At 66.4% G+C, this 22,084-nt stretch carries 19 protein-coding genes and 1 pseudogene; 10 read left to right on the top strand and 10 right to left on the bottom strand.

Translation table 11 applies throughout. The annotated features are described in order from the left end of the window. Positions 1-142: 142 nt before the first annotated feature. Positions 143-739 carry a fascin domain-containing protein gene (locus tag ACIBTM_RS35935; RefSeq protein ID WP_395881597.1) on the bottom strand — a complete coding sequence of 199 codons (597 nt, stop codon included), beginning with the start codon at positions 737-739 and terminating at the stop codon, positions 143-145. Between the two features lie 166 nt (positions 740-905). On the opposite strand from ACIBTM_RS35935, the gene ACIBTM_RS35930 reads away from it, so the two are divergent. Beyond that, positions 906-3,728 carry a BTAD domain-containing putative transcriptional regulator gene (locus tag ACIBTM_RS35930; RefSeq protein ID WP_395881596.1) on the top strand — a complete coding sequence of 941 codons (2,823 nt, stop codon included), beginning with the start codon at positions 906-908 and terminating at the stop codon, positions 3,726-3,728. Positions 3,729-4,207: 479 nt separating this feature from the next. Then, positions 4,208-4,447 (top strand): hypothetical protein, encoded by a 240-nt coding sequence (locus tag ACIBTM_RS35925; protein ID WP_395881595.1) that lies wholly within the window; start codon positions 4,208-4,210, stop codon positions 4,445-4,447. A gap of 155 nt (positions 4,448-4,602) precedes the next feature. Here ACIBTM_RS35925 and ACIBTM_RS35920 read toward each other — a convergent pair whose 3' ends face one another. The 4 genes and pseudogenes from ACIBTM_RS35920 to ACIBTM_RS35905 form a co-directional block, all read right to left on the bottom strand. Then, positions 4,603-4,809, bottom strand: coding sequence for a hypothetical protein (locus ACIBTM_RS35920; protein ID WP_395881594.1), 207 nt, complete (start codon positions 4,807-4,809; stop codon positions 4,603-4,605). Positions 4,810-5,089: 280 nt separating this feature from the next. Continuing rightward, positions 5,090-6,118 carry a DUF4365 domain-containing protein gene (locus tag ACIBTM_RS35915; protein ID WP_395881593.1) on the bottom strand — a complete coding sequence of 343 codons (1,029 nt, stop codon included), beginning with the start codon at positions 6,116-6,118 and terminating at the stop codon, positions 5,090-5,092. Positions 6,119-6,917: 799 nt separating this feature from the next. Further along, positions 6,918-7,273: pseudogene (locus tag ACIBTM_RS35910) on the bottom strand (Lsr2 family protein). 230 nt (positions 7,274-7,503) lie between these two features. Next, complete coding sequence (locus ACIBTM_RS35905; RefSeq protein ID WP_395881592.1) at positions 7,504-7,986, bottom strand: NUDIX domain-containing protein; 483 nt, start codon at positions 7,984-7,986, stop codon at positions 7,504-7,506. A gap of 297 nt (positions 7,987-8,283) precedes the next feature. Between ACIBTM_RS35905 and ACIBTM_RS35900 the strand changes: the two genes are divergently transcribed. Then, positions 8,284-9,501 carry a UDP-N-acetylglucosamine--N-acetylmuramyl-(pentapeptide) pyrophosphoryl-undecaprenol N-acetylglucosamine transferase gene (locus ACIBTM_RS35900; RefSeq protein WP_395881591.1) on the top strand — a complete coding sequence of 406 codons (1,218 nt, stop codon included), beginning with the start codon at positions 8,284-8,286 and terminating at the stop codon, positions 9,499-9,501. 22 nt (positions 9,502-9,523) lie between these two features. Here ACIBTM_RS35900 and ACIBTM_RS35895 read toward each other — a convergent pair whose 3' ends face one another. The 5 genes from ACIBTM_RS35895 to ACIBTM_RS35875 all read right to left on the bottom strand — a co-directional run bounded on the left by ACIBTM_RS35895 (position 9,524) and on the right by ACIBTM_RS35875 (position 13,413). Next, positions 9,524-10,174, bottom strand: a complete 651-nt coding sequence (locus ACIBTM_RS35895) for a formyltransferase family protein (RefSeq protein ID WP_395881590.1) — start codon at positions 10,172-10,174, stop codon at positions 9,524-9,526. Further along, a complete protein-coding gene (locus ACIBTM_RS35890; protein WP_395881589.1) occupies positions 10,171-11,370 on the bottom strand; it encodes a DegT/DnrJ/EryC1/StrS family aminotransferase in 1,200 nt (399 codons plus the stop codon). The genes ACIBTM_RS35895 and ACIBTM_RS35890 overlap by 4 nt, the downstream gene beginning before the upstream one ends. Then, positions 11,367-12,368: a dTDP-glucose 4,6-dehydratase gene (locus tag ACIBTM_RS35885; RefSeq protein ID WP_395881588.1), complete on the bottom strand. Its 1,002-nt coding sequence runs from the start codon at positions 12,366-12,368 to the stop codon at positions 11,367-11,369. The genes ACIBTM_RS35890 and ACIBTM_RS35885 overlap by 4 nt, the downstream gene beginning before the upstream one ends. 67 nt (positions 12,369-12,435) lie before the next feature. After that, on the bottom strand, positions 12,436-13,011 hold the full coding sequence (locus tag ACIBTM_RS35880) for a dTDP-4-dehydrorhamnose 3,5-epimerase family protein (protein WP_395881587.1): 576 nt from the start codon (positions 13,009-13,011) through the stop codon (positions 12,436-12,438). A 36-nt stretch (positions 13,012-13,047) separates the two neighbouring features. Then, entirely contained in the window at positions 13,048-13,413 is a 366-nt protein-coding gene (locus ACIBTM_RS35875) for a hypothetical protein (RefSeq protein ID WP_395881586.1), read from the bottom strand. 109 nt (positions 13,414-13,522) lie between these two features. Here ACIBTM_RS35875 and ACIBTM_RS35870 point away from each other — a divergent pair, with 109 nt between their 5' ends. The 7 genes from ACIBTM_RS35870 to ACIBTM_RS35840 all read left to right on the top strand — a co-directional run bounded on the left by ACIBTM_RS35870 (position 13,523) and on the right by ACIBTM_RS35840 (position 21,824). After that, positions 13,523-15,046, top strand: a complete 1,524-nt coding sequence (locus ACIBTM_RS35870; RefSeq protein WP_395881585.1) for a peptide deformylase — start codon at positions 13,523-13,525, stop codon at positions 15,044-15,046. Between the two features lie 154 nt (positions 15,047-15,200). After that, entirely contained in the window at positions 15,201-16,652 is a 1,452-nt protein-coding gene (locus ACIBTM_RS35865; RefSeq protein ID WP_395881584.1) for a hypothetical protein, read from the top strand. 259 nt (positions 16,653-16,911) lie between these two features. Beyond that, entirely contained in the window at positions 16,912-17,940 is a 1,029-nt protein-coding gene (locus ACIBTM_RS35860; protein ID WP_395881583.1) for a hypothetical protein, read from the top strand. Between the two features lie 8 nt (positions 17,941-17,948). Continuing rightward, positions 17,949-19,172, top strand: a complete 1,224-nt coding sequence (locus tag ACIBTM_RS35855) for a hypothetical protein (RefSeq protein ID WP_395881582.1) — start codon at positions 17,949-17,951, stop codon at positions 19,170-19,172. A gap of 391 nt (positions 19,173-19,563) precedes the next feature. Then, positions 19,564-20,040 carry an orotidine 5'-phosphate decarboxylase / HUMPS family protein gene (locus ACIBTM_RS35850; protein WP_395881612.1) on the top strand — a complete coding sequence of 159 codons (477 nt, stop codon included), beginning with the start codon at positions 19,564-19,566 and terminating at the stop codon, positions 20,038-20,040. Between the two features lie 278 nt (positions 20,041-20,318). Beyond that, a complete protein-coding gene (locus tag ACIBTM_RS35845; protein WP_395881581.1) occupies positions 20,319-20,792 on the top strand; it encodes a GNAT family N-acetyltransferase in 474 nt (157 codons plus the stop codon). A 273-nt stretch (positions 20,793-21,065) separates the two neighbouring features. Further along, positions 21,066-21,824, top strand: a complete 759-nt coding sequence (locus tag ACIBTM_RS35840) for a hypothetical protein (protein ID WP_395881580.1) — start codon at positions 21,066-21,068, stop codon at positions 21,822-21,824. Positions 21,825-22,084: the final 260 nt, after the last annotated feature.

The following is a 22,084-nucleotide window of genomic DNA, read 5'->3' as shown; positions in this document are numbered from 1 at the left end:
CTGCTGCTCGCGGCCGGACTCCCCTACGACAGCGCCGAAGGCCGCCGACTGGCCCAGGAAGTACTCGCACTGGTCAACTACACCTCCAAACTCGCGGCGCCCATGGCCGCGAGGCCATGGGCGCCGACAGTCCTATGCGACGCTATCTAAGCGCGACGAAAAAGCGCTCCCATGGACCGGTGGCGGTCGATCGTGCCCGCAGCATCCCGTAATCGTCACCGCTGTAACCCATCTCGGCGGCAACAAGTTGGCCATTGTCCTGGGATCTGATGGTCGTGCATCCGGAACCGCATTCATCGACGTTAATGGTGAATCGTTCCCACGGGCCGGCAGCGATCGACCGTGCCCGCAACATCCCGCGATCGTCGTCGCTGTAACGCACCTCAGCCGCGACGTAAAGGCCATTGGCTTGGGACTGGATGGTCCAGTACCAGTCGTGGAAGCACACTCTGAATTGTTCCCACGGGCCGATCGCACCCGCCCGTGCCCGCAACATCGCGTAATTGTCGCCGCCGTAGTTCAGCTCGGCAGAAACGTACCGGCCGTTGTCACGCGAGAACATGTACACCTGGTTCCAGCAGACGTCCGGCGCATTGGTACGTGCCTGTTCCGCGACGACCGAGGCCAGGTCGCGTGGCGTGTTCTTATCGACGGGTGCGGATGACGCCGCGGCCGTGGGCGTGGCGAACGCGACGGCCGCCAGCACCAGCACCGCTATCGATCCCAACGTTTTCCTCATTGATTCCCCTTTGAATTCAGGAGGTTACTGGAGCCCCACTATGCGGTGTCTGGCGTACAGAATCGGCACACACGTGGGTACAGCAGAAGCTGCCCAAAAGGGCAATAGCGTTGACACTCGGGACTCCTGCTTGTTGTGTTGTCCCAAACAAGCAGGGGGATGGGCCGTGGAGTTTCGGGTGTTGGGGCCGCTAGAAGTGGTTGCCGACGGCGCGCCGCGGTCGGTAGGGGCTGGCCGGCAGCGGGCGGTGCTCGCGGCGTTGTTGTTGCATCCCAACCGGGTGGTATCGATCGTCGAGTTGATCGACATGGTGTGGGGCGAGTCGGCACCCAGGTCGGCCGCGGTGAACCTGCGCACACATGTGGCGGGGTTGCGGCGGGTGCTGGCGCCTGAGGGCGAGCATCGGATGGTGGCCCGCGGTGGCGGCTACCTGATCTCGGTACAGCCCGGCGAGGTGGACCTGTCCTGTTTCGAGGACCTCGTCGCGCAGGGCCGCCATGCCCAGCAAGCGGGCGAGCACGTGGTCGCTGTCCAGCGATTCGAGACAGCGCTGAGTCTGTGGCGCGGCCAGCCCTTCGACAACGTCGAGTTGCACGGCGCCGCAGTTGCCGAAGCGGCCCGCCTGACCGAGATCCGGCTCTCTCTGACCGCGGAGCACCTTGGCGCGCGACTGGCCGCCGGGGACGGCGCCGTGGTCGAAGAGCTGCGTGGCCTGGTGGTGACGTACCCGCTGCAGGAACCGCTGTGGGCGCTGCTCATGCGCGCGCTCTACCGCACTGGACGCCAGGTCGACGCGCTCGCCGCCTACGACCAGGCCAGGGACCGGCTTGCCGAGGACCTCGGGATCGACGCTGGCACCGAACTACGAACACTGCGCCAGCAGATCCTCACCAGCGACCCGGCCCTCCTCGACGAAGGTGGCCAGGACCGCGTGGAGATCACCGCGAGCGGGTCGCCGTCCCCGTCCATCGCGCCCGGTCGTCCGCTGTCGTCGTTTCTCGGCAGGGAAGCCGAGCTGCGGACACTGACGCTGCTGTTGGACGAGCGGCGCCTGGTGACCGTGGTCGGCCCGGCCGGGGTCGGCAAGACCCGACTCGTGGTCGAGTACCTCACCGGACGGGCCTCCTGGCTGGTCCGGCTCGCCGATGTCGGTCAGGAGGCGGTGGTGTCGCAGGCCGTCGCCGACGCCGTCGGGCTCATCGAGGTGGCGGGGGATCCGCGGCAGACGCTGGTTCGCGCGTTGGCAGCCCAGCATGGCCTGCTGGTGCTCGACAACTGCGAACATCTCACCGACGCTGTCGCCGAGCTCGTCGCGGCGCTGCTCACCGGGTGCCCTCAGCTGCGCATCCTCACCACCAGCCGGGAGCCGCTGAACATCGACGGCGAGACAACGCTGCCAGTAGCTCCGCTGCCCACGGAGACCGGCGTGGCGCTGCTGATCGACCGCGTGCGCACGATCCGTCCCAGCTGGACACCCACGCCCGGTGAACTGCGCCACGCGACGCGGGTGTGCGAGGCACTGGACGGCCTCCCCCTCGCGATCGAGCTCGCCGCTGCCCGCGCCAGAGTCCTGGGTCTCGACGAGATCGCCGAGGTGCTGGCAGATCGCTTCGCCGCGCTCGCGCCGGTGCCACGCGGATCGCTGACACCACACGCGACGCTGCACGAAGCCATCGCCTGGAGCATCGAGCCGCTCTCCACCGCCGACCGCGCGCTCCTGCTGCGGTTGTGGCCGTTCGAGGGCGGTTTCTCCCTGACCGCGGCCCAAGCCGTCGGCACATGCGACCCAGGGGCGGTGTTCACGTCGCTGTCGTCGCTGATCTCCCGCTCGGTGATCATGGCCGACACAACGACCACACCAACTCGCTATCGCATGCTGGAAACCATTCGCGCATACCTCCGGTCGACGGATCCGGAGCCAGCGGCGACCTGCGGCGCGCACGCCGCCTGGGTGCGCGCATTCGCCGCCGAATGCGTCGCGGAACTCGGCAGTAGGCACTCGGGTCGGGCTGTCGCCGCGCTGCAGCATGAGTGGCCGAACCTCCGTGCCGGCATAAACCATGACCTCGCGCACCAACCAGTCGCGGCGTTGCGCACAGCCGGGCTGCTCGACTGGTTCTGGGCACGCAGTGGCCACATCACAGAGAGTCGCAACTTGCTTGGCGCCGCCCTACGCGCCGCGACCGGCGCGTCCACAGTAGACCGCGCACGCGCGCTCACCGCGGTGGCCGGTCTCGCACAGCACGCCGGTCACGAGGCGCAAGGACGCCGGCACAGCGACGAAGCCTTCGCCGTGATCGGCGACCGGGTCGACGACGAGCACCAGACGCTGCGCGGCCGCGCTCTGTACTACCGGGCGTTGGCGAGGTTACACACCGGAGAGATCAACGAGGCACGAGCCGCCGCCGAGGAGGCGATCACCATCGGGCAGCAGGTGCCATCGGACTGGTTCCTACTCGGCGCCCGCATGACCCTCGGCGCCGCACTCGCCGCGCAGGGACACCTCCGCTCTGGCGAGGAGATCCTGGCAGAGGCCGTCCGACTGGCTCGGCAATCTGACATGTACTGGTTCGCTGGCTGGTCGGAACTCGAACTCGGCAGATCACTGCTACGGCACGCGACAACCGAGGATCAGGTCAGCAACGCCGCCGACACTGTGCAACGGGCCATAGCCTGTTTCCAACGTGAAGCCGCCGTCGACCGACTCGTCATCGCTATGCATGTCTGCGTGGACATACTGCTGCGCACCGGCCAACCGACCGACGCGGCCACCCTGCAAGCCGCGATCCTCAACCACGCAGACCAACTGGGCATGCGCCGAGACAGCGTCGTCCGGGCCGGCTCAGGCTCCCATGAGACCGAGCTGGCCAAGGCACTCACCCCGACCCAGCGCATGGCAGCGGAGGCTCACGGCGCGTCCCTGAGCTGGACAGACATGACAGAACTCGCCGCAGCAGCGTCACCAGACGACCACACCTGCGCTCCGTAAGTGGGTCAGCCCAGAGAAAATCATTCGATTTTCGTTGTGAACCAGGTGGTCGTCGAACCAGGGAGTCACCGCCGACGCCGCGCCCTCGCGTGACCGGCAGCACAACCGACGCATCCAACAGCCCCAAACCATGTACAGAAGTCCCATTTCGGCTGGAAAATCCACTCGCGGCGGGGATGAGATACCGGGATTTCCCGCGTCGGCAACGCCTGTGGCAGCGGCACCGGTGGCCGGAGCACGGCCATCACGTCACCGTCCCTTGAGCACGCATCCCGGACCTCCCACGCGCCAATCCGGTGCCCTGTTCCCAGCGGCTTCGCTTGTCCATTCACATTAACCCAGATGGCGCATTGACGCCGGATTTCGTAACCACACAGGGGTGAAACCACGGCTTCCATGCAAGGAACCACGTCAGCGTGTTACATGCGCGGGTTGGGATGCGACATACCCGGAACGACAAGCACGGGAGGTGTGGCTGGATGGGGCATGACCGTAGGGTGCAGCTGCGCTGGGCGATCAAGACGGTGACGAACGGCGACTTCGACGAACAGCCGGAGACGCTGTCCTATCCCGGTATCGCCCTGGTCCGACACCACGGCGACAACGTCGTCGGTGAGGTGTGGCTGCCCGTGGGAAACGACGAGCCCACCTTCGCCGACGACGAAGCCCTGATCATCGCGTTGCACGCGGCCTGGTCCTGGGCTAACGCAGCAGCTTGAGCGTGGCGATCTGGTGCAGGGCTCCCCCTGCTCAGGAGGCCGAACCGGGCCGGACGACGCCACATCACCGCTGAGGACACCGTTCGACCACGGTCCCCGGTCTATGTCGATGCAGGAGCTTCCGCCACGGTGGCTGGCTGACAGCCTGGTCTTCCTCAGTCGACGTTGTCCCACGGCCGCCGCCGGATGGGTGCGGGATCCACGTCGGTGCCGATTCTCTCGGCGTGACGCCGTTCATCGGCCCGGCCCCACCACCAGGGGTGTCCGCCGTAACGGTTCCGCGGGCAGGGCACGAGCTGACCGCTCAGGATCGTGCGCACGATCCTGTCGAGTGCGACGGGCCGGTCAACGTCGTTCCACATTCCTCGTTCAGCCCCGTTCGCGACGACGTCGAGGAAGCCTCGTACACGAGCTGTCCAACGCTCAAGCCCCATACCTGGCCCAGTGCGCTGGCAGCTCGGCGGTGAAGCGCGAGATCGCGGCCCAGCGCTCGACCGGGTCGGCGATCCTGCCAGCCGGACGTCGTGCACGTAGTCCAAGGCGACCTGCACGGGGTCGCCATCCTCCGTCAGTGCCGCGATGCCCGCGCCGAGGTCATCGATCCGATAAGCCGCGTGCAGGCGTTCACGTCGCCATTTTCCTTCAGGACTTGGTGATCAATTGAGGATCCCCATGGGTGGCGAAGTCGTGAACGCACAGGAATGCCGTGCCCAGGGCGTTCAGACTCAGCTCGAGTCGCCAGTAGGCAATTTCTCCGTCGTCGGTGTAGGGCCTCAGGCCGGGCGCCATCACCCGGCCCTGCTGCCATTCGCTGAAGCTCTCGCCGGCGTACCGGTCGCCTTCGTTGTCGTAGCGGACGCACTCATGTTCGTAAAGGTCGTAGTCCGCGTTGTCGTAGGTGTACTCGTGCAAGGAGACATCAGCCCAGGCAAAGAGCCGGGGCACCACTTCGTCGTAGCCTCGCCTGCCGAGGAGGACTTCCCAGTCCGCCAGCCACATGGGGTCGTCGCCGTCGTCGACGATGGAACTGAGGGTGATCGAACCACGTCCCGACGACTTGTGCATCCACTCGTCGATGCTCACAAGCAGTCGTTGTCCGGATTTCAGCAACTGCATCCACGGCTGGGCGAGCTGCAGTTCACGCACACGCAGTACGTACGGGTCGCCGTCGGCAAGTACCCGCAGCTGATGCCGAGCCGTGGAGTCCAGAAGGTTGTCCTCCGGGACCCGCAGCTTCCAACCGCCTCGCGTGCTCTTCTGCAAGGTGTCGCTCGTGACGATCTGCCAGTGGATCCGTTCGGTCTCGGGATTCACCAGCACGACCACGACGGGGAGGACGTGGTTGGTCCAGTACTTCACATGCACGTCGCTGGGCCGGAACCACCATCCGTTCCCGTCAGCAACAGGCTGATCGAAGAAGCTCACACCCGACTTGATCTGCACCGCGAGAAGTCTCGGGATGACTTCGCTGTTCTCGACGATCTCGACGTGAGCATCGATGCCGACGTCGTTCACCGGCTGCTCACGGAACATCCAGCCGAGGCCCTTACTCACCGCCAGGGCGACGAGGTCGACACCGATGCGTTCCGTCGCGGCTGATTGCGGTCGCTGCATTCGTTCCACCTCACGCTGAACTGCGGGAGCCCATCGTAGAGCGACGATCCCGGCCAAGGCCGGGCAGGCGTCAACGGCCGCTCGCGGCGGCTTCGAATTCCAGCAACGAATCAGTGCCGCCGTTGCGCGCCGCCCATCGTCGCCTGCTACTGGCCCGTCCCTGCCACCCGTGCCTACATCGCGGCAGATCGATACGGCAAGGCCTCGGGCCAAGCGTCCTCGCGCTTGAGGAGATACGGGACTCACACGGCGGCCCTTGATGCCGAGCGAGCCATCTCCGCGATCCGACCTACAGCCCCGACATTGACCTCAGCGACCCAAGTACGCTGACCGCGCTGTGTGCCGCTGCGACAGTCCACTAATGGTCGTAGTGGCCTTACTGCAAGCCGTAACCCCGCAGCCACAGGTCCCTGGCCCATCTCTCGGCAGCCACGCGTTGACTTTCTCGCTTCGCTTCCCAACCGACGACCAGTGGAGCCATGCCGACACACGCTCGATGGCACTCGATCAACCAGCGCTCGAGCTCCAGGGCTTCCTCGTGACTCGACGTGGAGATCCACTGCACGCTCGCTTGGTGGACCTTGAGCATGTGGACGACCGTCACTTCCCAGGACGAGTCCGGGTCATAGCCCGAGATCCACCGCTGATAGTCGCCCAGCCGCCTGGACCGCCAAAGGCTAGTGCTGGCGAGCGGCGTCGGCTTCGCGGGCCACTTGGATGGCTTCCCGCTCGTCACGAGCGCCGCTGCCCTGCGAGTTGCCGCCCTGCGTCACAGCCATCGAGGATAGGCGGCGGGCGGTCATCACCGGTAACGTCGGAGGGGCATCCATCAATGCGCCCCTCCGACGCTCCACGGCTAGTTCTTCTTGTGGTATGCCTCGACGACCTCGGACGGGATCCGTCCACGATCGGACACGTCGTACCCGTTCTTGCGGGCCCAGGCGCGAATGGCCTGGTTCTGCTCACGGTCGGCTGCCGTCGGCGCCTTGGATACCGGCGACAGCGCAGCCGTGCTTACAACAGCCCGACGCTTGCGCCCCCGGCCCGGCGAGCGTGTTCGACGTACTGTGCCAGCGCGTCACGAAGTTCTTCCGCGTTCTCCGCAGACAGATCAATCTGGTACGACACGCCGTCGAGACCGAACTCGACGGTCTCCTCCGCTTCCGTGCCATCAATGTCGTCGACGATACTTACCAAAACTTGCTGAGCCACGCCACGTCCCTCCAGAACGAGATATCGATCCACAGAATAGTACGCGCGAACCGCAACCGTCTATCACACGCCTCGTGAAATGTGGCGGTGACAAAAACGAACTCCTCACACGGAATTCTCCCGCATGCGAGCGACGCCCGCAGAAATTGAGCTGGGTATCGGCACGCGCACACCAATCACGACCTGCTTATTCCTGCCCCGTCTGCGGCGATACCCCGGCGTCGGGAGGCTCAGTTGATGTCGCGTTCCGCGTGCCGCTGCAGGATCGCGAGGATCTCCATTCCCTGGATCCGCGAGTCTTCCGAAACGCCGTCTGCGTGCGCGAGATCCTCCGCGGTGAACCACTGCACTTCGGACTCGGCGTCGTCGGAGTAGTCGCCGTCAGGTTCGGCGACGAACACGTGGTCACGATGGACGTGGGGCGCACCGGTGTGGTTGTCGGGCCCGGCTGGGACGTCGGCGATCCACCACGGGACCCCGATCAGGCGTTGAGGAAACCGGCTCGGCAAGGGCAGCGGCAGGAGCCTGCACCGCACGCCTGCCTCTTCGAGGACCTCGCGTACCGCCGTCTCAGCGATCGTCTCCCCCGGTTCCTGATGGCCACCGGCCGGCAACGTGATCTCCAGGCGGTGGTGCCAGGCAAGCCCGATCAGCCACCGCATCTCCTTGCGCTGCACCAGAAACGTCGACGCTGTCTGCTCGATGATCGTCACGAACCGCGTTTCCCCTCTCCCCGGATCGTCCACACCAGCCTGTCACACCCTTGCCAACAACAGGCATGCATGAGCCAGCGACACCCGCACCGATGACCCGCACCCGCAGCGGCGCCTCACCCTCCAACCCCCGCGGTTGGGTCCATAATGGACGCTATGCGGCGCAGCTGCCCCGCATAGCGTGACTGGCACCCACCTGCCATCCGCACTTGTGGGAGGATCTGGTTCGGAAGCTGGCGTTCACGCCGGGTCACGGTCGAGCCTTCCCCACAGAGTGAGAAACAGCGGGTTTTGACGATGAACAAGCACAAGGCCGCGCAGCTCGGCGCCCAACACCGCCAGCAGCCCGACCAGCGGCCGTTCCGGTTGCTGGTCACGGGCGGCGGGACGGGCGGGCATACCTATCCGGCGTTGACGGCCATTCGTACGCTGCAGGCCCGGCTGGCGGATCAAGGCAGGACCGTGGACGTGCTATGGGTCGGCAACGCGGCCGGGTTGGAAGCTCGCGTCACCACCGATCAGGGAATTCCGTTCCAGGCCGTCGCCACCGGAAAAATCCGTCGTGCCCGCAACCCGTTGAAGATGCTGTCCCGGGCCAATATCACCGATATGGCCCGGGTCCCGCTCGGCGTGGCGCAGGCGCGGTCGGCCGTGGCGCGGTTCCAGCCTGATGTCGTGCTGGCGACCGGCGGGTACGTCGCCGTGCCGGTGGGGGTGGCGGCCCGGGTGTGTGGCCGTCCACTGGTCATCCACGAGCAGACGTTGCGGCTGGGCCTCGCGAACCGGGTGCTGGCCCGGTTCGCGGCCCGGGTGGCGGTGTCATCGGAATCGACCCTGCCGCTCCTGTCGCCCGCCACGCGGAAGCGCGCTGTCGCGACGGGGAATCCGGTGCGCGCGGAGGTGCTCGCGGGTGACGCTGATCGGGCGGTGAAGGCGCTGGGTGTGCGGGGTTTCGATCGGGCGCTGCCCACGGTGTATGTCACCGGCGGCGCGCAGGGCGCCACGCAGATCAACGAGCTGGTCTCGGCGATCCTGCCGTGGCTGCTGGAGCGGGCCAACGTCGTGCACCAGTGTGGAACGGCCGCCCTGCAGACGCAGCAGGAGCGCGCGGCCGGGTTGCCTGCGGATCTCGCTGCCCGGTATCTGCCGGTCGGGTTCGTCGGTTCGGAGTTGCCTGATGTGTTCGCGCTGGCCGATGTGGTGGTGTCGCGCAGCGGGGCGGGGACCATCGCCGAGGTGACCGCGCTGGGGACGGCGGCGGTGTTCATTCCGCTGGCGTCCTCGGCGGGTGGCGAGCAGGCCCACAACGCGCGGCATCTCGCCGAGCAGGGTGCCGCGGCCGCGCTGCTCGGCGCCGAGGTCACCGCGGCGGATCTGCGGGACGCGGTGGCGCCGCTGCTGGCCGATCCGCAGCGGCGCCACGCGATGGCTGATCGGGCACGCGCACTGGGGCGGCCGGACGCCGCTGACCGGCTCGTCGACGTTGTGCTGGAGGCCGCGGGCGAGTGTCGGTGATCGTGGTGGCTGGACGTGGTTCTCAATGGCGTGAGCGTGTTGTGGTCCGGGTCCAGCCGTCGCGGTCGCCGAGCAGGTGGCTGTCTCGCCGGTAGTGCGTGGTCGCCCTGGTCTCGTCTTGGGGTGTGGGGGTGATGGCGTCGAGTCGGGGCAGGGTGTCGGTGATGAGGCGGCGCCCGTGGTCCATGGCGCGGGACCAGACGTCGGCGACCTCGTCGACGTCCGGCCAGATGGAGAACAGCGTTTCGGCGAGGATGGGGCCGGAGTCGATGCCGGAGTCGATGACGTGGATCGTGATGCCGGCGAGGGTGTCGCGGTTGTGCAGTGCCCAGTTGACTGGACGGGCGCCGCGGTAGGCGGGTAGGCGTCCGGGGTGGCAGTTGAGGATGTGCGGGGTTTCCTCGATCAGGCTGCGGCCGATGATTTTGTCGTAGAGCACGCTGAACACGAGATCACAGCGGCCGGGTTCGAGGTCGCGCCAGTCTCCGGAGCGCAGCACGCGTGTGTGCGGCCAGTTCTGTTCGACGGCTCCGGAGAGGCTGATATCCCAGTCAGGCTCGGGCATGTTGGGGATGACCGTGTCCAGGACGGTGCCGGGCAGCGCGCTGATGACCTCGCAGGCGTGCACGGCGAGGCTTCCTTTCCCGAGCACGGCGGCGCGGCGCAGAGTCACCGTGGCGCCTCCAGCTGATCCGGAACCTGCGCGGGTGCGGTCGCCTCGGCGTCGATCGTGCTGGTGGCGAGGCGGAGTGTTCTGCGCAGGGCCGCCGCGACGGTGTGCACGTCGTTCGCGGTCATGGCGGGATGGAACGGCAGGCTGAGGATCTGCCGCCACAGCGACTCCGACCGTGGAAGCGGGCTGGCCCACCGGTGGAACGCGGGCTGGAGATGGTTGAGCGGGTAGTGCACGCCGACGGCGATCCCGGCGGCGCGCAGCCGCGTGTGAACCTCGTCCCGCAGCGGCGCGGGAACGAGGACCGTGCAGGTGAACGGCACGGTGTTGGTGACGTCGAGGTCGACCACGGTGACGTTCTCGATCTCGCACAGCGCGGTCTCGTAGGTGGTCCAAAGGATCTTGCGGCGGGTTTCCATCTCGGGGAAGCGGGCGAGCTGGACCCGGCCGATCGCGGCGTGCAGCGTCGAGAGATGGTAGCGGAACCCGGTGTCCTCCACGGTGTAGGACACCGCGGCGCCCCGTTCCGCGCGGGTCTGGGGGATGCCCAGCGCCCGAGCCCGGCGCAAGGCCGCGGCCTCCCCTGCGGTCCGGGGGACGACGGCCCCGCCGTCACCGCAGGTGAGTGCTTTGATCGCGTCGAAACTGAAGCAGGTCAGGTCCCCGGTGGCGCCGACACGCAGCGGACCGAGGCGCGAGCCGAAGGCGTGTGCGGCGTCCTCGACGATCGCGATGTCCTGAGCGGCGAGATGCTCGCGCACGCTGGTGAGGTCGACCGCGCGGCCGCCGTAGAGGACCGGCATGACCGCGCGGGTGTCCGGAGTGAGGGCGGCGCAGAGGTGGTCGGCGGAGGTGCACAAGGTGGCCGGGTCGACATCGACGAATCGGGGCCGGGCGCCGCAGGCGAGGATGGCCTGCACACTGGCGCAGAAGGTCAGCGACGGCACGACCACCTCATCCCCCGGCCTGACCCCGGCGGCCAGGAGCGCCAGGTGCAGCGCGGCGGTGCCGGTCGCGACCGCCACCACGTCCGGCACGTCGAGGTAGGCGGCCAGCTCGCGTTCGAAGGCCTCGGTTTCCGCGCCGTGCCCGTACTGGCCGCTCTCGAGCGCGCGGGCGACGGCGGTGATCTCGTCGCCGTAGAGGAAGGGCCGGGCGTTCGCCTGGGGGCCGCCCGGTGCCGTCACGACGGTCATCCGCCGACCGCCGCCAGCTCCGCGGCGGCCGGCTTTCCCGGGGCGTCGGCCGCGGGCCAGCGATCGACGTTGCCGCGATACCAGTGGACGGTCTCGGCCAGACCGGACACCAGGTCACGCTGGGGCCGGAAGCCGAGTTCGGCGATCTTGCTCCAGTCCATCGCGTAGCGGATGTCGTTGGCGGTGCGATCCGCCACGGTGGTGACCGCCTCCCAGCCGGCGCCGACGATCCGCAGCAGGTGCCCGGTGAGTTCCAGGGTGGTGAGGTCGGTTCCGCCGGCGATGTTGTAGATCTCGCCGGGGACACCGCGGCGCAGGACCAGCTCGATCGCCCGGCAGTGGTCCTCGACGTGGAGCCAGTTCCGCTGGTGCTGCCCGTGACCGTGCACGGTGACGGGCTCGCCGGTGAGGAGCTTGCGCAGGAACAGCGGGATCAGTTTCTCCGGGTACTGGCGGGGGCCGTAGTTGTTGGAGCTGCGGGTGATGCAGACCGGTACGCCGAAGCTGACGAAGTACGACATGGCCATCAGGTCGCTGGCCGCCTTGCTGGCCGCATACGGGACCGTGGGTCGCAAGGGGGCGTCTTCACCGGCTGCGCCGGTCGGCATCGGCCCGTAGACCTCGTCGGTGGACACGTGCACGAACTTCTGGATACCGCAGCGCATCGCTGCGTCCAGCAGTGTCTGAGTGCCCATCACGTTCGTGCCGACGCTGTTGCCGACATCGCGCAAGGAACGGTCCACATGGGACTCTGCGGCGAGGTGCACGACCGCGGAGTGGCCGGGCAGGAGATCGCCGACCAGGCCGGCGTCGCGGATGTCGCCTTCGACGAACCGCAGTTTCGGGGAGTCCATGGCGGCGGCGAGATTCCGCCGGTCGCCGGCATAGGTGAGACTGTCCAGAACGGTCACCTGGTCGATCTGGTCTGTCTGGATGAGACGGTCGACCAGGTGAGAGCCGATGAATCCGGCGCCGCCCGTCACGAGCACTCTGTGCATGATCAGTCCAATCTGTCTCGACGTCGTCGATGGAGTAATCGTTGGTGCTGAACTGAATTCCGGTTCGTCACTGCGTGTATGCGGGGAGAATCCCGGCCCGTTCGGCGTCGGCCAGCCGGGGCGCGCTGCGATCCTTGGCCGACTGGTTCACGGGGACCTCAGGTGGCCAGGTGATACCGAGGTCCGGGTCGAGCGCCTGGACACGGACCTCGCTGGCTGGATCGTGCGGCTGGGACAGCAGGTACATCACCGTCGAGTTCTCGGCGAGGGACAGGAACGCGTGACCGAGACCCTCTGCCAGGTACAGCGAGACGTCGTGGTCGTCGTCCAGCTGCTCCCTGTGCCAGTGCCCGAACGTCGGGGAACCGACGCGCACGTCGACCACGAGGTCCAGCACCGCTCCTCGAGCGCAGGTGACGTACTTTGCCTGTCCGGGTGTCCCGGTGACGACGCTGATCCCGCGCAGCACTCCCCTGCTCGACACCGACATGCTGGCCTGCCGAGGCTGCCACGTACCGCCGGTGGCGGCGTTCACGACGTCGGCCCGGTAGCACTCCCGGAAACTCCCCCGTCCATCCTCATGGCGCGGATTTTCGATCTTCCATGCGCCGGGGATCGGCAGCGACGTGACGTGGGTTCCCATGCCGGGCGGGCCTCCTTCGATCAGAGCTCGTTCGAGTCACGCGGCGGCGATGACGCCTAGGCCCGATGTCAGGCGGTCACGCTCTGAAAAAGGCAGTCCCGATAGGTCCAGCGTCCCGTGCATCGCGACGATCTCGTTGTCCACCAGCACCTCGTGCGGCTGGTCACGCAACCACCGCGTGCACGCGTCGCAGACCTCGAAACGATTACCGAGATCGCGGAAACTCACCGAACCGATCAGCTCAGCCAGGTGCGCGAGCCGGTACCCGAACACCAGGTTGCACACCGGGTGGACCTGGAAGTAGCCCTCCTGCGCCAGATCGATCGCGAGGTAGGCGTGACGCCGGCCGTCTCCGGCGTAAAGGCGGAACACCACCCACTCGCGCTTCCCGCTGCCCGTCATCCCATCCCCGTTCCGTCGTGTCACTACGGGAAGGACACCGCGGAGATCGGGTGTGCCTCTAGGCTGAGCGACGACTCACGGTGCGTTCACGCACACTCACGGTCCCCAGATGGCGGAGGCGACGATGACGACGGGCACGACCAGCGGCAGCACCCCGGATGCCGAGATGAACGTCTTCGCCGTCGAACTCGAACGCTGGCGCGATGTCCGCGGGTTCTCCCGCACCGCCCTGGCCAAGGCCATGGGCTACGACCGCTCCTACGTTTCCAAGGTGCTCTCCGGCTCCGAACGGCCCTCCGAAGCATTCGCCGGACACGCCGAGGCCGCACTCCGTGCCGGCGGCGCCCTGCACGCCGCCTTCCGCGACTACGAGGCCCATCGCCCCGCACGGACGCGCCCTCCTCTCCCGCCCGCGACGGAGACCCCGGCCGGAACCGGGAGCCTGGTGGTCGACCACGACGACGCCACCCTCCGCTACGACGACGGCGTCTACCGGCTCACCCAGCACCGCCACCTGGTCAACCACGGCACCGAGCCGATCACCCGCTACCTGATCCGCATCTCCGTCGACCGCTTCCCCGGTGACCCCGAACGGTCCAACCAGCTCTACTCCGAGAACCCCTTGACCTGGGACGAGATCGACCTGCACGCCTGGCACGGCCGCGGCCGCGCGAACCCGATGGCTTGGACCGCCCACCACGACCGTGACGCGTTCAAGGAAGTGTGGCTGCTCTTCGCCGGGCAGCACGGGCACTTCCCCCTGTATCCCGGCGAATCCTGCTGGATCGAATACGAGTACACCGTCAGCGAAGAACACTGGGGCAACTGGTTCCAACGCGCCGTCCGGCTACCCACCCGCACCCTGTCGGTCTGCCTGGACTTCCCCGCCGACCTCGCTGCCTCGGTCTGGGGCCTGCGCACTTCCATGACCGCGCAGGCCATGCCTTTCGCCACCGCGATCGGCCGCGACGACACCGGCGACCGGCACGTCTTCTCCTGGTCCTGCGAAGACCCGCCACTGCACGCCCGCTACCGCCTCGAATGGGACTTCCGCGGCCACGCCACACAGACCGACGGCCCACCGCCGAAACCGAGCGAAGTCATGGCATCCCTCGGCATCGTGCAAGACACCGACCCAGCACTCCGCCGCATCGCCCGCCGCTTCGACCTCCCGGCCGAAGCCGAGGACGCCCGCCGCGTCGTGACCGCACTGAACTCCGCCTGCGAACGCGTCGCCCAAGCCCACACCTTCGGCAAAGGCATGGGCATCGCAGCACCACAGATCGGCATCGACCGCGCCGCCGCCATCGTCCGCACACCCGACGGTGAGGCGATCACCCTGTTCAACCCCACCATCATCGAAGCAGGCGGAGACATCGACGACCAGTACGAAGGCTGTCTGTCCTTCTTCGACGTCCGCGGGCAGGTCCCACGTGCGCACATCGTCCACGTCGAACACACCACCATCGACGGCCAGACGAAAATCACCATGTTCGAGCGCGGCGTCGCCCGCCTCGTCGCCCACGAGATCGACCACCTGCACGGCACCCTCTACACCGACCACATGCGGGCCGGAGTCAATCCCATTCCTGTCGAGCAATACCGCGGCACCGGCACCACGTGGAAATACTGACGACCACATCGCCGACCAGAAGTAAGAAAGGCCTCGGCCTCACCGGACCCACGCTCACGAACATGCCAACCACCACCCAAGGTCGACAGGTTCCCGGGACCACCAATGACGTAACGTCACCGCCGACGCGATTACCGGGATACCCAAACCGATCGTGCTGGACTGGGCCGACCGGAACGCCGACGACTATGTCCCCGGCCGCCGAATCCGTGGCGAAGCCATGACCCTCGTGTCAGGAACCGCGATCAGCGACGACGGACTGCTGCGCACCGAACCACAGCTACCCGACCAGCGGTGGTCCGACCTGCACAGCGCACTGACAGCCCTGTCCTGGCACGCCGTACCTGATCACGACATCCTCGCAAGCCTCACCGCACGTCCACGATCACCTCGGCGCCGAGCTGGACTCAACGATCTTCTACACATTCTTCTGGACCACCGCACATACCGACCGGCAACTGGGCGAACCTCACCGGCCGTCACTGACGAAGCGGGTACCTCGGAAGGCGAGCACTGGGGCAACCTATCCGGCCGCATCTGCGTGAATCTCACAGGTCGGGGAAGAATGGGGAGATTCATGAGTATTCGGGCAACACTGCGAGCGGGTGTCCTGGCCACGGTCGCGGTCATGACCACAACGCTCGGGATGGTCTCGGCGGAGGCAGTACCGGGTTGGCAGGCGACGATACTGCCATTGCCTGCAGGGCACCCGGGGGCAACGGGTTTCGTGTTCGGCACCGACGGGAAGGGCGGCTACGCGGGAGAACTCGCCATCGACGATCACATCCAGTTGGTCACCTGGCGGGATGGAAAGGTGTCGGTACGCGGCGTTCCGTCCGGCTACCAGGACGCGCACGTCATCGACCAGAACGGCGCTGGGACCGTGCTCCTGGAGGCTAATGGAGCCGTCGGATCACGCACCTTTGTGCTGGACGAACGAGGTTTTCACGAGGTCCCAGTGCCCGCCGGGTACACGAAAACGTGGGCCGTGGCACTCAACGATCGCGGCGACATCCTCGGCACGGCTTCGACGGAGAAGCCGGACGACCACGTGACCGTGGTGTGGCCGGCGCTAGGCGTCGGTCCAATCGTGATCCCGACCGACAAAGACTCCCGCCCTGCGGATCTTGATACCGACGGGACCGTGCTGTTCAACTCATCCGGACGGCCCTACACCTGGAGGAACGGGACGGTGGAGAACCTGGCCGTCCCGGCCGGGTACACCGTCGCTTCGGTCCGTTCGATCAAGAACGGGACCGTTGTCGGCAGCGCCGACGCAGAGGGAGTCAACGGTTCGACGGGCTTTCGCTGGACATCCGCCACCTCTCCTGAACGACTGACCGATTCCAGTGTCGGGTCGCTAATCAACGGATCGGGACTGATCTCCGGGGCATTGACCTCCGAGCCGGGAGTGTCCTATGGCCACCCCGCGGTCTGGCAAGGCCCCGGCTCGGTAGCCAAACTCCCGCTGCCCGACGGTTTCGGGGTGGGAGCGGCCTACGCCATCGGCGACGATGGCGCGATCGGCGGGATCGCGGCGAACGGGCCGCTCGACGAAGGCGGCGCGCCCGTCGTGTGGCACCGGACCGAGATCGGCCACGGCTGACCTGATGACGGAAACCGCCGTGGGGAGATAGAGGCACCCCACGGCGGTTTAGCGGACGAGACCTGGTTTCGCTGTTGCCCCACAATCGGCGTACGGCATTGGAGTGAACCCGCTCGGCCAGACCAACCTGCCGCCCCTACGACGGCGTGCTGGTCAAGGAGCCGGGACGAGCCCGGCTCGGTCTCTCTGAAGGGAACTCGATGTCTTTCAGACAATTCGTGGTGCGTGGCCGTATGGCCGGTACGTGCTGGAGCCTGACATGATCAGGCGTTCACGGTGGTCGAGAACGCTCGCGGTCACGATCGCGATGATCGCCGTCGTGCTGCCCGTGACAGCGACCTCCGTCACCGCCACGCCATCCGGGCCCTGGACCTCCGAGATAAGCCCGTACGCGGCCGGAGACCGGGTACAGCGCTCGGGCACTCTGTCCCATGACCTGACCGGGGACGGGATCCCGGATCTGCTGGCGCGCCAACCGGATCTGAACAACGGGTCGATGTGGGTCTATCCGTCCACCGGCAAGCTGCAGGGCCTGTCGACCTTAGGCGCCAGGGCACTGGTCAGCACTGGCTGGAACATCTACAACTGGGTCGGAACCGCCGAGATCACCGGCGACATCGACGAGTACGAGACCGTCCCGGAATCACCGGCCGACGTGCTCGTACGGCGGACGTCCGACGGCGCACTCCTCGTCTACCCGCACAGCGGGAAGCTCAACGGCACCAGCACCCTCGCCGCGTCGCCGATCGTGGTGGGCCGCTCAGGCTGGAACAGTATGTACTCGATCAGGCTCGCGGACGTGACCACCGACGGCTTCGACGACATCGTCGCCATCGACAACCAAGACAACATGTGGGTCTACCCGCACAGCGGCACCTTCGACGGCCTCAACACCTTCAAAGCCCGCGTCCAAGTCCGCAAAGGACGCCCGCTCTGGGACCTCAACACCAACTGGAGCCGCGAAAACCCAGACATGATCGCCGCCTCCATCGCCACCGGAGCGCTCATAGCCTGCAAACACACCAACACGTTCAACGGCTTGAACACCTTCGCCACCGACGCCGCGAACTGCCCCGAACTGGCGCCCGCCGGCACCTTCGCGGGAAACACGACGACGTGGATCTCCCTCATCGACGCCAACGGTGACGGCCGCGACGACGTCCTCAAACGCACCACCGACGGCGCGCTGATGCTGTATCCCTTCCAAGGCTGGACTGCCAACCCCGCCCTCGGAACCCCTGTTCAAATCGGCCGCTCAGGCTGGAACAGCATGGACCTGATCACGTGAGGACAGTAATGAGAAACCGTTCGGTGAGACTGGCCGGCGTACTCGCCGTCGCCACCGCCCTGCTCGTCTCCCCCCAGACAGTGTCCGCCGACACCGGCACGATAGCCCCAGCGCAAGCGACCACTGCGTCCTACACCACGGAGTCTCGGATCGCCGACGCCGAACTGCCGACCGATCCGGTCACCTTCGACGAGTGCGACCGTCAGCACACCAGTGACGCCGCGTACTGGTTCAAGAACCGGTACAACATCTGCCGCAGCTACACCACCACGATCATCCACCGCGAACTACAGGAAGGAGTCATCGTCCCGGTTGGCACGAGCACCTACGGCTACACCTTCATCGGCGTCGCCACGGACAAAGCCAGCCAGATCGTCTTCCATATGCGGGTCAAGTACCTGCGCAGCACGGGCCGGATCAAGCCCGAAGACCGAATGGCGTTCGCGATGCACTGCCTCAACAACGACCCGGCGCGCACCAGCACATGCGACTACACCCAGGCCCCGATCGACAAGACCGTCGCACAATGGATGGCCCCCGGAGGCGACGAACCCTTCAGCTGGACTGTCACGACAGCGACCACAGCTGTCCCGGCCGACAAGTACCATGACGAGTACAGAGGTTCATTTACCTTCACCGTCGCCCAAATCTTGATCGGCACCGGCGGCGTACCGAATACGTCATATCCGATACCCACCGAGGCCTTCAGGTGCGACTCGGCGAGCTACGCCAGCCGCGGCAGCCGCTGCGTCTTCACCTCGGTGATACCGACGATGGTATTCGACCTCAACGACCCGGAGTACAAAGAGTCTTCTCTGTTCATCAAGGCCGCCCAGGAGCTCCAACCCGACATCCTCAACATCAACCCACAGCTCCGAGGCAAGAAGGTGCCTGGCCGTTTCAACGAGAGCAGGCTCAGCTACCTATACTCCGGATACGACGTGGACAACTCAAAGAAAGGTTCACGAGCGAAAATCCGACGCGTCTGCAAAGCAAGCGTGACAACGGGCCCATACACCAAAGATGCGAACGGCAACCCTCGACAATGCGACGAATACCCCTTCGCCAGCACATACCAAAATGCGGCGAAAGTCGCCGAGAACAGTAACTGGAGTTTTGCAGCCAAACCAATCGCGAAGGACGCCAACGAGAAAGGCGGCGGCATGATATCGAGCTGGTACGGCCGGGAACACATGCTCGACGGTGACGAGTTCTTCGTCGTCGTACGCTGAGACCCGCGCAGTGAAACACGAGCAGGGCCTGATCACGCCTAACTGAGCTCCACAACGACTAACCACCTTCACCTTCTCCACCTTGAGCGCACCGACAGGCGGTCTGCGTGGTCGAGTTCAACCTCGGGCGGCATCATTCAAGGTGGGACGCCGCCACCCATCGAGGATCGGAGCGCCAGAACCTGGGTTCGCGCACAGACCCGAAATCCGACCCACCCCGAAAAACGGGTCGTCATCCCAACCAGCCCGCACAAGAAGCGGCAGCCATGAGCGTGGTGCGCCGAGGACGGCCGCCCCCGGCGCACCACACACTGCTTGCCGTGAAGTCCGAGCTTGGCGTCGCGCATCGCGACATCAAGCCCAAGCAGACCCCCGACGCTCGTCTTGAGCACTGCTCAGCGATCACTGGCTGGTTCGCCGCGAGGCGAAACACCTCACCGCCGAGGACGCCGGGGCAGGAGCGGACCCGCGCGTTGCCCACGAACGTTACCGTCGACTCCGCAGCTCGCAAGCCGTCCAGGTCGCCCTCGACATGCACGACATCACCGACGCCGTCCGAGTCGCCCAGGCCGCGGCCGACGCCGGAGCCGACCTCATCGAGATCGGCGACCCGCTCATCGAAGCTGCCGGACTCCGCGCGATCGAACAGGTCAAGACCGCAGTCAATGACACACCCGTCGTCGCCGAGATGATGTCCGCCGACTGGGGCCGAGACCAAGTCGTCCTCGCCGCACAGGCCGGCGCCGATATTGTCCAGCTCATCGGCCCAGCGACCGCAGCCAGCGTCCGCGCGGCCGTCGACGCAGGCCGCCGGCTCGCGTTCCCATCCTCCTTGACACCCCTGCCCACCGCAGCCACCGATGGGTGAGCGAGATGGAGAACGCTGGAATCGACGGCCTCACCACCAACATCCAACATCGACAACGGCAGCGGCAGCGGCACACCGCTCGACGCAGCACGTGAACTGCGCGCCTGGACCAAACTGCCCGTCGCCGTCAGCGGCGGCTTCAGCACCGCCGACTCGCCGGTGTTCGCCAGCCCGGACTGGGACATCCTCATCGTCGGCCGCAGCGTCGTCGACGCACTCGACCCCACGACCGCGGCCAGAAACCTCATCGACCCGATCCGCCACACCGAAAGGCACCGATGAACATCACCCCACTGACCCAGAACGACATTCCCGACGTCATCTCCCTCATGCAGCTCGGCGCCCCCTACATCAGCCCGCGAACACCATCCGACTACTGGCTCTACGCCACCCTCTTCTCCTCCACCTGCCCCCTGGCCTGGGCCGGAGAACAACTCGCCGGCGCGATCATGGCCTTCCGCAGCCAAGACAACCCCGACGACCTCTACCTCCAAGACGTCATCACCCACCCCGACCACCGACGCGCCGGCGTCACCACCACACTGCTGAACCACGTCCGCGACCGTGGCCGCGTCCTCGGAGCACGCCGCCTCTACCTCACTTCCGAACCCGACAACACCGCCGCGCACGCCACCTGGACCCGACGCGGTTTCACCAATATCCGCGGAGACCACACCATCAACGGCGTATCACTGATCTCCAACTACAAAGGCCCAGGCAAACACCGCGCCGTCTACGAACAAGTGATCTGAGCGACCGGGGGACCACAGGCTCGATTCATCATTCCTCGCACTCCTATCGCTCAGAACCACGTCCTGCGCACCACGCGGGCGGCCGGAGGCGACGCAGTGGCCACCACGGCCGGGAACGTGCACACACGCGGTCGACGATGGCCACAACCACGACGGCTTCAGCTGGACCGCGGTCACCAAGCCGATCTACCTCAAGCTCCAGAAGAACACCGACCAGCACGCGTCGAGCAGCCTCACCGATGCAGCCGACGCAGAAGCGGAGCAACCCAACCGATGGACGACGCAGACGTCGACGCGGCCGTCGACGAACGCCGCCGGTGGCTGACCACCCAGCTTGAGACCGCCGCCGACAGATTCCACCTCACCCCCTTCGGGGACATCGTCAACACCTACGACATGCGCTCGGCCGGAAGCCCGGCCCGCACCACCGACCTTGATTCTGTGTGGTTACGGGTAGTACTGGAGGACCCCGACTACCAGCCCCGCTGCCGGTGGGATAGCAACGTCACCGCCAACGCGATCACCGAGGTGCCCAAACCGGTCGTGCTGGACTGGGCCGACTGGAACGCCGGTGACTACGCTCCCGGCCGCCGGGTCCGCGGCGAAGTCATGACTCTCGTGTCAGGAACCGCGATCAGCGACGACGGCTTGCTGCGTACCGACCCCCAGCTACCCGACCAGTGGTGGTCCGATCTGGACACCGCACTGACAGCCCTGTCCCGGCATCCCCTACCAGACCACGACGAACACGATGCTGTCGCAAGCCTCATCGGACACGTCCGCGATCACCTCGGCGCCGAGCTGGACCCGGCGATCTTCGACACAATCGTGTGGACCACCGCACATGGCGACCTGCATTGGGCGAACCTCACCGGGCCACAACTGTCCATCGCGGACGACTGGCGCTCGAACCAGCCACGACAGAGAGGCCGCGCCCGAGGTGGCTTGGAACGGCCTATTGAGTCACCGCGAGAACTGCGACAGCGTCGACTACCACCGCACCCTGCCGTGCACTGTAAACCCCCTCCCTAACAACGAATAGCGCTACCGGTCCAGGTCTACTCGTACGTGACTGGCCTTTAGCTCGAACACGCTGCTCACATCCGCCAGGTAGAGAAGAAGCTCTCCGAGCTTCTCGGCGAGCACGCCTGGCGGGAGCCCTGGCTCGGCGTCCCCGCCTACGTCGACGCGGTCTGGAACTTACCCCACAGCAGGTATCAGGCGATTCGATACGAACTTGAGCTCGCCCGATACCAGTCCGGACAGAGTATGACTTTCGGGGCAGCACCGCC

Source organism: Amycolatopsis sp. NPDC049868 (assembly GCF_044461365.1).
GTDB lineage: Bacteria > Actinomycetota > Actinomycetes > Mycobacteriales > Pseudonocardiaceae > Amycolatopsis.
The sequence above is the reverse complement of the archived record's forward strand: the minus strand, read 5'-3'. Positions and strand labels throughout refer to the sequence as shown.